Source organism: Phyllobacterium sp., from assembly GCF_037994405.1.
Taxonomy (GTDB): domain Bacteria; phylum Pseudomonadota; class Alphaproteobacteria; order Rhizobiales; family Rhizobiaceae; genus Phyllobacterium.
Map to the genome: position 1 here is coordinate 1 of NZ_JBBNAN010000153.1, position 8,580 is coordinate 8,580.

Here is an 8,580-nt window from a genome sequence, read left to right on the forward strand (position 1 = left end):
GAGTAAGAAGGGAAGGGTGCGCAGTCCGCTGCGCACCCGACCGGTTTGTTTCGAGCCGCTGCAGAAGCGGCATTTGATCTAGATGGACCGCGGCGGCGGACACCCATCGCAAGCAGAGGGCACTTTCTGCCCCATGGAGAAACGGCATGAACCAAGAGGTCATGAATCTTTTCAATCCTCAGGTGCCTGTGCAGGCATTCGATTCCATCCGGATTTCGATCGCCAGCCCTGAGAAGATTCTGTCCTGGTCATACGGTGAGATCAAGAAGCCGGAGACGATCAACTACCGCACCTTCAAGCCGGAGCGGGATGGTCTCTTCTGTGCTCGGATCTTCGGGCCGATCAAGGACTATGAATGCTTGTGCGGCAAGTACAAGCGCATGAAGTACAAGGGCATCATCTGCGAAAAGTGCGGTGTGGAAGTCACGCTGTCACGCGTTCGCCGTGAGCGCATGGGCCATATCGAACTCGCAGCTCCGGTTGCGCACATTTGGTTCCTGAAGTCGCTGCCAAGCCGTATCGGCACATTGCTCGACATGACCCTCAAGGGCATCGAGCGCGTTCTCTATTTCGAGAACTACATCGTGACCGAGCCAGGCCTGACTGCCCTGAAGGAGCATCAGCTTCTTTCGGAAGAAGAATATATGATTGCGGTCGATGAGTATGGTGAAGATGCCTTCACTGCACTGATCGGTGCAGAAGCAATTCATGAGCTTCTGGCTTCGATGGATCTGGAGAAGATCGCCGGCGATCTGCGTGCAGAGCTTGCCGAGACCACTTCGGATCTGAAGCAGAAGAAGCTGATGAAGCGTCTGAAGATCGTGGAGAACTTCCTGGAATCGGGCAACCGTCCGGAATGGATGATCATGAAGATCGTTCCGGTCATTCCGCCGGACCTGCGCCCGCTGGTTCCGCTGGATGGCGGCCGTTTCGCGACGTCCGACCTCAACGACCTCTATCGCCGCGTGATCAACCGTAACAACCGTCTGAAGCGCCTGATCGAACTGCGCGCTCCTGGCATCATCATCCGCAACGAGAAGCGCATGCTTCAGGAGTCGGTTGATGCGTTGTTTGACAATGGCCGTCGTGGCCGTGTCATCACCGGTGCCAACAAGCGCCCGCTGAAGTCGCTCTCCGACATGCTCAAGGGCAAGCAGGGCCGTTTCCGTCAGAACCTGCTCGGCAAGCGCGTCGACTATTCCGGCCGTTCGGTTATCGTGACCGGCCCGGAACTGAAGCTGCACCAGTGCGGTCTGCCGAAAAAGATGGCGCTCGAACTGTTCAAGCCATTTATCTATGCCCGTCTCGACGCCAAGGGTTATTCCTCGACCGTCAAGCAGGCGAAGAAGCTGGTTGAAAAGGAAAAGCCGGAAGTCTGGGATATCCTCGACGAGGTCATTCGCGAGCATCCGGTTCTCCTGAACCGTGCGCCGACGCTGCACCGTCTTGGTATCCAGGCATTCGAACCCACCCTGATCGAAGGCAAGGCAATCCAGCTGCATCCGCTCGTTTGTACCGCGTTCAATGCGGACTTTGACGGTGACCAGATGGCTGTTCACGTCCCGCTTTCGCTGGAAGCGCAGCTTGAAGCCCGCGTTCTGATGATGTCGACGAACAACATCCTGCACCCTGCAAACGGTCTGCCGGTTATCGTTCCGTCGCAGGATATGGTTCTCGGCCTGTACTATCTGTCGATCGTTGCGGCCAAGGAGCCGGGCGAGGGCATGGCCTTTGCCGACATGGGCGAACTTCACCATGCCATCGGCAGCGGTGCTGTGACCCTGCACACCAAGATCAAGGGCCGCTTCAAGAGTATTGATGCGGACGGCAAGCCGACGTCGAAAATCTTCGAAACGACGCCTGGCCGCATGATCATCGGTGAGCTGCTGCCGAAGCACCACAATGTGCCTTTCGACATCTGCAACCAGGAAATGACCAAGAAGAACATCTCCAAGATGATCGACACGGTCTATCGCCATTGCGGACAGAAAGAGACGGTCATTTTCTGCGATCGCATCATGCAGCTCGGCTTCAGCCATGCCTGCCGCGCCGGTATTTCCTTCGGCAAGGACGACATGGTCATTCCGGAAACCAAGGCGAAGCTGGTTGCTGAAACCGAAGCTTTGGCGACCGACTACGAGCAGCAGTACAATGACGGCCTGATCACTCAGGGCGAGAAGTATAACAAGGTCGTTGACGCCTGGGGCAAGTGCACCGAGAAGGTCGCCGACGAAATGATGGCGCGCATCAAGGCCGTCGAGTTCGATCCTGTTACTGGCCGCCAGAAGCAGATGAACTCGATCTATATGATGTCGCACTCGGGTGCTCGTGGTTCGCCGAACCAGATGCGCCAGCTGGGCGGTATGCGCGGTCTGATGGCCAAGCCTTCGGGCGAAATCATCGAAACCCCGATCATTTCGAACTTTAAGGAAGGTCTGACCGTGAACGAGTACTTCAACTCGACCCATGGCGCCCGTAAGGGTCTCGCTGACACCGCCTTGAAGACCGCTAACTCCGGTTACCTGACACGCCGTCTTGTCGACGTCGCGCAGGATTGCATTGTCATCTCGGTGGATTGCGGCACGACAACGGGCCTCACCATGCAGCCGATCGTTGATGCCGGACAGGTCGTTGCGACCCTCGGCCAGCGTGTTCTCGGCCGTACGGCGCTTGAAGACATCCTACATCCGGTTTCGGGTGAAGTGCTTGTCACCGGTGGCAACATCATCGACGAGTTCGATGTCGATGCCATTGAGAAGGCTGGCGTCCAGTCGATTCGCATCCGTTCGGCTCTTACCTGTGAGACCCGTGGCGGCATCTGCGCCAAGTGCTACGGCCGCGATCTGGCCCGTGGTACTCCGGTCAACCAGGGCGAAGCGGTCGGCGTTATCGCTGCTCAGTCAATCGGTGAGCCAGGCACGCAGTTGACGATGCGTACGTTCCACCTTGGTGGTACGGCGCAGGTTGTCGATCAGTCGTTCCTCGAAGCCAGCTACGAAGGTAAGGTACAGATCCGCAACCGTAACGTGGTGCGCAACTCCGATGGCCATCTGGTGGTCATGGGCCGCAACATGGCTGTTGTCATTCTCGATGCCACCGGCAAGGAACGCGCGACACACCGCGTCACCTACGGTTCGCGCATCTATGTGGATGATGGCGATAGTGTTAAGCGCGGCCAGCGCATCGCCGAGTGGGATCCTTATACCCGCCCGGTCATGACGGAAGTCGAAGGTCATGTCGAATTCGAAGACATGGTCGACGGTCTCTCGGTTACGGAAACGACGGACGAATCCACCGGTATCACCAAGCGCGTGGTTATCGACTGGCGTTCGACCCCGCGCGGTTCGGATCTGAAGCCTGCCATCGTCGTCAAGGACAAGGCCGGCAAGGTTCTGAAACTGGCAAAGGGCGGCGACGCTCGCTTCCAGCTTTCGGTGGAATCGATCCTTTCGGTCGAGCCGGGCTCCCATGTGAAGGCGGGTGACGTTCTTGCCCGTATTCCGATGGAAAGCGCCAAGACCAAGGACATCACCGGTGGTCTGCCGCGCGTCGCGGAACTGTTCGAGGCCCGCCGTCCGAAGGACCATGCTATCATCGCCGAGATCGATGGTACGGTTCGTTTCGGCCGCGACTACAAGAACAAGCGCCGCATCGTCATCGAACCGAACGACGAGACGCTCGAGCCTGTCGAATATCTGATCCCCAAGGGCAAGCCTTTCCATCTTCAGGATGGCGATGCCATTGAAAAGGGCGATTATATCCTCGACGGCAACCCGGCACCGCACGACATCCTGGCGATCAAGGGTGTGGAGGCCCTGGCTTCCTACCTCGTCAACGAGATCCAGGAAGTCTATCGTCTGCAGGGCGTTCTGATCAACGACAAGCACATTGAAGTGATTGTCCGTCAGATGTTGCAGAAGGTCGAAATCACCGAATCTGGTGACACCGGCTTCATTGCAGGCGATCATGTCGACCGGATCGAACTGGACGAGATCAACGAGCGTCTTGAAGAGGATGGCAAGAAGCCAGGCTATGGCACTCCGGTGCTGCTCGGCATCACCAAGGCCTCGCTGCAGACGCCGTCGTTCATCTCGGCAGCGTCCTTCCAGGAAACAACGCGCGTCCTGACGGAAGCCGCTGTTGCCGGCAAGATGGATGCTCTGCAGGGCCTGAAGGAAAACGTCATCGTTGGACGTCTGATCCCGGCAGGTACCGGCGGCACGGTCAAGCAGATCCGCCGCATTGCCGGAGCCAGAGACGAGTTGATCATCGACGAGCGCCGCAAGGAGTCGGGAGCAACGGCTGCGAAGGCTGGTCCGATGCTGACCGATATGACAGGCCAGCCGGCCGAATAAGCCGGTCCGCTGACATCAACAAAAGGCCGCCCTGGAGAAATCCCGGGCGGCCTTTTCATTTCTGGCTTCAACCTGGCACACCCAGATTGCTATTCCTGATGGAGAAACTTGCCCAGGAATCACCAGTTCTTGTGCAGGAATTAGCGGTTGTTGTGTGAAATTTGCGCAAGTACGTATGAAGTTCGCGCAGATTGGCAGCGAATGTTTCCGACTGGCGGAAACGAATAGCTACTCATTAAACTCAATGAGTGCTGCCTGGCCGGTAAGGGCGTTCTTGTAGGCGGACAGATGCGGTTCCTCTTCGGGTTCTTCCGTCAAGGTGCCGATCTCGAGGAGTTCGGCTTCGTCATAGCCTTCATTGGCAAGGATCTGCAGGGCGATGTTGACGAGATTGTCGGTATCGTCCGTCCTCAACAGGAGATGCACCTGGCGCGGCTCGTCTTCCTTGTTCTTCCAAACATCTGCGACAATCAGATGGACCGGTTTCGACTCAAGTGGGGTTGATGGCATTGGATGATTCCCGATTCCCAGAGTGTAATGGTGCAGAGTGGGTATTTTGACGCTTCGTAACACGGAAGCGCATGAAATCCCTGTGCAAGAGTTGTAATTTTGCTTGTATTCGTGCCTCATCGGCGAAACTATCTTTCATTCAGGCCACAAAGCGCCTGCAAACGCTGCAATCCTTAATAATATTTAGGGTTCAGGCTTGACGAGAGCCCGGCGACACAGTATCAGCAGCCCATCTGAGCCGATGTGAGATTGGCCCTTTCGGAGCGACGCGCTCTGGAGTTCATCTCAAACAGGGTTCGTTTTACGATCGAAATGCAATTTGCCGCTCGCATGAAGCCAATAGGGCTTCCTCTGCTTTTATTCGGGCAAGCCACCTCGCGGTGGTTTTTTTGCCCGAATTCGTGCATGAGCATGGCGCTGAAACGGCCCTGACGGGCGAAGATACGAGATTTGTGCTGAAGCGCTTGCGCTTCGACCGCATTACAAAGAGGGAAGGTTGAATGCCTACCGTAAACCAGCTGATCCGCAAGCCGCGCACTGCGCCGGTAAAGCGCAATAAAGTACCTGCTCTGCAGGAAAACCCGCAGAAGCGCGGCGTTTGCACTCGCGTCTACACGACGACCCCGAAGAAGCCGAACTCGGCTCTGCGTAAGGTCGCCAAGGTGCGTCTGACGAACGGATTTGAAGTCATCGGATATATTCCGGGTGAGGGGCACAACCTTCAGGAGCACTCTGTCGTGATGATCCGCGGCGGCCGTGTAAAGGATTTGCCGGGTGTTCGTTACCACATCATCCGTGGTGTTCTGGATACCCAGGGCGTCAAGAACCGCAAGCAGCGCCGTTCCAAGTACGGTGCGAAGCGTCCGAAGTAAGATTTATCCGGTGCTGAGCTACCGAGTGGCCAGCCCGACGAAGCGAAGAGACAGAGAATATGTCCAGACGCCATAGTGCAGAAAAGCGTGAGATCAACCCGGATCCGAAGTTCGGCGATCTCGTTCTGACCAAGTTCATGAATGCAGTCATGCATCATGGCAAGAAGTCGATTGCTGAGCGTATCGTTTACGGTGCGCTTGAGTCCGTTGAAGCCAAGAGCAAGCAGGAGCCGGTTGCCCTGTTCCATCAAGCTCTCGACAACGTCGCGCCGCACGTTGAAGTGCGTTCGCGCCGCGTTGGTGGTGCAACGTACCAGGTTCCGGTCGATGTTCGTCCGGAGCGCCGTCAGGCTCTTGCTATCCGTTGGCTCATCAATGCAGCCCGCGGCCGCAATGAGACGACAATGATCGATCGCCTGTCCGGTGAACTGCTGGATGCTGCAAACAACCGTGGCTCGGCCGTGAAGAAGCGTGAAGACACGCATCGCATGGCAGAAGCCAACCGCGCATTCTCGCATTACCGCTGGTAATCGTCGAAACCCTATTCTTGAAGGCACCCTATCATGGCCCGCGAATATAAAATCGAAGACTACCGTAATTTCGGTATCATGGCGCACATCGACGCCGGCAAGACCACGACCACCGAGCGTATCCTTTACTACACTGGTAAGTCGCACAAGATCGGTGAAGTCCACGATGGCGCCGCAACCATGGACTGGATGGAGCAGGAGCAGGAGCGTGGCATCACGATCACTTCCGCTGCGACCACCACGTTCTGGAAGGGTCGTGACGGCAAGATGCGCCGTTTCAACATCATCGACACGCCTGGCCACGTCGACTTTACGATTGAAGTAGAGCGTTCGCTGCGCGTTCTCGATGGTGCAATTGCACTGCTCGATGCCAATGCCGGTGTTGAGCCGCAGACCGAAACCGTCTGGCGTCAGGCTGAGAAGTACCATGTCCCGCGCATGATCTTCGTCAACAAGATGGACAAGACCGGTGCCGACTTCTATCGCTGCGTCGATATGGTCAAGACCCGTCTCGGTGCCAAGGCGCTCGTCATGCAGCTGCCGATCGGCGCTGAAAACGAGTTCAAGGGCGTTATCGATCTGATCGAGATGAAGGCCCTGGTCTGGCGCGACGAACAGCTCGGCGCACAGTGGGATGTCGTCGAGATCCCGGCTGACCTGAAGGACCGTGCCGAAGAGTTCCGTGAAAAGCTGATCGAGACCGCTGTTGAGGTCGAGGAAGCTGCTATGGAGGCCTATCTCGAAGGCAACATGCCCGACAATGAGAAGCTGCGCCATTTGATCCGTGTCGGTACCTGCCGCGTTGACTTCCATCCGGTATTCTGCGGTTCCGCTTTCAAGAACAAGGGCGTACAGCCGCTTCTTGACGGTGTCGTTGAGTACCTGCCTTCGCCAGTTGACGTTCCTGCGATCAAGGGCATCGACCCGAAGACCGAAACCGAAACGACCCGCAAGTCCTCGGACGACGAGCCGCTGTCGATGCTGGCGTTCAAGATCATGAACGACCCGTTTGTTGGTTCGCTGACATTCTGCCGCATCTACTCCGGCAAGCTGACCAAGGGCATTTCGCTCGACAACACGGTCAAGAACAAGCGCGAACGTATCGGCCGTATGCTGCAGATGCATTCCAACTCGCGTGAAGACATTGAAGAAGCGTTTGCCGGTGACATCGTTGCGCTGGCAGGCCTCAAGGAAACCACAACGGGTGACACGCTCTGCGATCCGTTGAAGCCGGTTATCCTGGAACGCATGGAATTCCCTGATCCGGTTATCGAAATCGCGATCGAGCCGAAGACCAAGGCCGACCAGGAAAAGATGGGCATCGCCCTGAACCGTCTCGCTGCAGAAGACCCTTCATTCCGCGTCAAGTCGGACGAAGAATCCGGTCAGACGATCATCGCCGGCATGGGCGAACTTCATCTCGACATTCTCGTTGACCGTATGCGTCGCGAGTTCAAGGTTGAGGCGAATGTTGGTCAGCCGCAGGTTGCCTACCGTGAATCGATCACCCGCAAGGCTGAAATCGATTACACTCACAAGAAGCAGTCCGGCGGTTCGGGTCAGTTCGCCCGCATCAAGGTTATCTTCGAGCCGCATGATGGCGATGATTTCATCTTCGAGTCGAAGATCGTCGGTGGTGCTGTTCCGAAGGAATATATTCCTGGCGTGCAGAAGGGTATCGAAAGCGTCATGGGTGCGGGTCCGCTCGCAGGCTTCCCGATGCTCGGCGTGAAAGCCACGCTGATCGACGGTGCCTACCACGATGTGGACTCTTCGGTTCTCGCCTTCGAAATCGCAGCTCGCGCTGCATTCCGTGAAGGTGCGCAGAAGGCCGGTGCCCAGCTGCTTGAGCCGATCATGAAGGTCGAGGTTGTAACCCCTGAAGATTACGTCGGTGACGTGATCGGCGATCTGAACTCACGTCGTGGTCAGATCTCGGGCACGGAAGCTCGTGGTATTGCGACCGTCGTCAATGCAAACGTGCCGCTGGCCAACATGTTTGGTTATGTGAACACGCTGCGTTCGATGAGCCAGGGTCGTGCACAGTACACGATGCAGTTCGATCACTATGAACCTGTTCCGACAGCAGTCGCACAGGAAATTCAGAAGAAGTTTGCGTAACCAACCGGTTGCGCGTGACAGTTGAGTTGAGCCTGAGCAGGCGAACATAATAACGGAGAGCTCAGATGGCTAAGAGCAAGTTTGAACGTAACAAGCCGCACGTCAACATTGGCACGATTGGTCACGTTGACCATGGCAAGACGTCGTTGACGGCAGCGATTACGAAGTATTTTGGAGAGTACAAGGCGTACG

The 8,580-nt window shown here is 56.7% G+C and carries 6 protein-coding genes; 5 read left to right on the top strand and 1 reads right to left on the bottom strand.

The features are described from left to right. Nucleotides 1-146: 146 nt before the first annotated feature. On the top strand, nt 147-4,355 hold the full coding sequence (rpoC, locus tag AAAC48_RS09310) for a DNA-directed RNA polymerase subunit beta' (protein WP_340653913.1): 4,209 nt from the start codon (nt 147-149) through the stop codon (nt 4,353-4,355). A 228-nt stretch (nt 4,356-4,583) separates the two neighbouring features. Here the strand turns inward: rpoC and AAAC48_RS09315 are convergent, their stop codons facing one another. Beyond that, on the bottom strand, nt 4,584-4,865 hold the full coding sequence (locus AAAC48_RS09315; RefSeq protein ID WP_340653914.1) for a hypothetical protein: 282 nt from the start codon (nt 4,863-4,865) through the stop codon (nt 4,584-4,586). A gap of 500 nt (nt 4,866-5,365) precedes the next feature. Here AAAC48_RS09315 and rpsL point away from each other — a divergent pair, with 500 nt between their 5' ends. The 4 genes from rpsL to AAAC48_RS09335 all read left to right on the top strand — a co-directional run. Further along, complete coding sequence (gene rpsL / locus AAAC48_RS09320) at nt 5,366-5,737, top strand: 30S ribosomal protein S12 (RefSeq protein WP_008121760.1); 372 nt, start codon at nt 5,366-5,368, stop codon at nt 5,735-5,737. Between the two features lie 59 nt (nt 5,738-5,796). After that, nucleotides 5,797-6,267, top strand: coding sequence for a 30S ribosomal protein S7 (gene rpsG, locus AAAC48_RS09325; protein ID WP_105732683.1), 471 nt, complete (start codon nt 5,797-5,799; stop codon nt 6,265-6,267). Between the two features lie 33 nt (nt 6,268-6,300). Continuing rightward, complete coding sequence (gene fusA / locus AAAC48_RS09330; RefSeq protein WP_340653915.1) at nt 6,301-8,388, top strand: elongation factor G; 2,088 nt, start codon at nt 6,301-6,303, stop codon at nt 8,386-8,388. Nucleotides 8,389-8,453: 65 nt separating this feature from the next. Then, a partial coding sequence (locus AAAC48_RS09335) for a GTP-binding protein (protein WP_244910400.1) occupies nt 8,454-8,580 on the top strand: 127 nt, incomplete at its 3' end.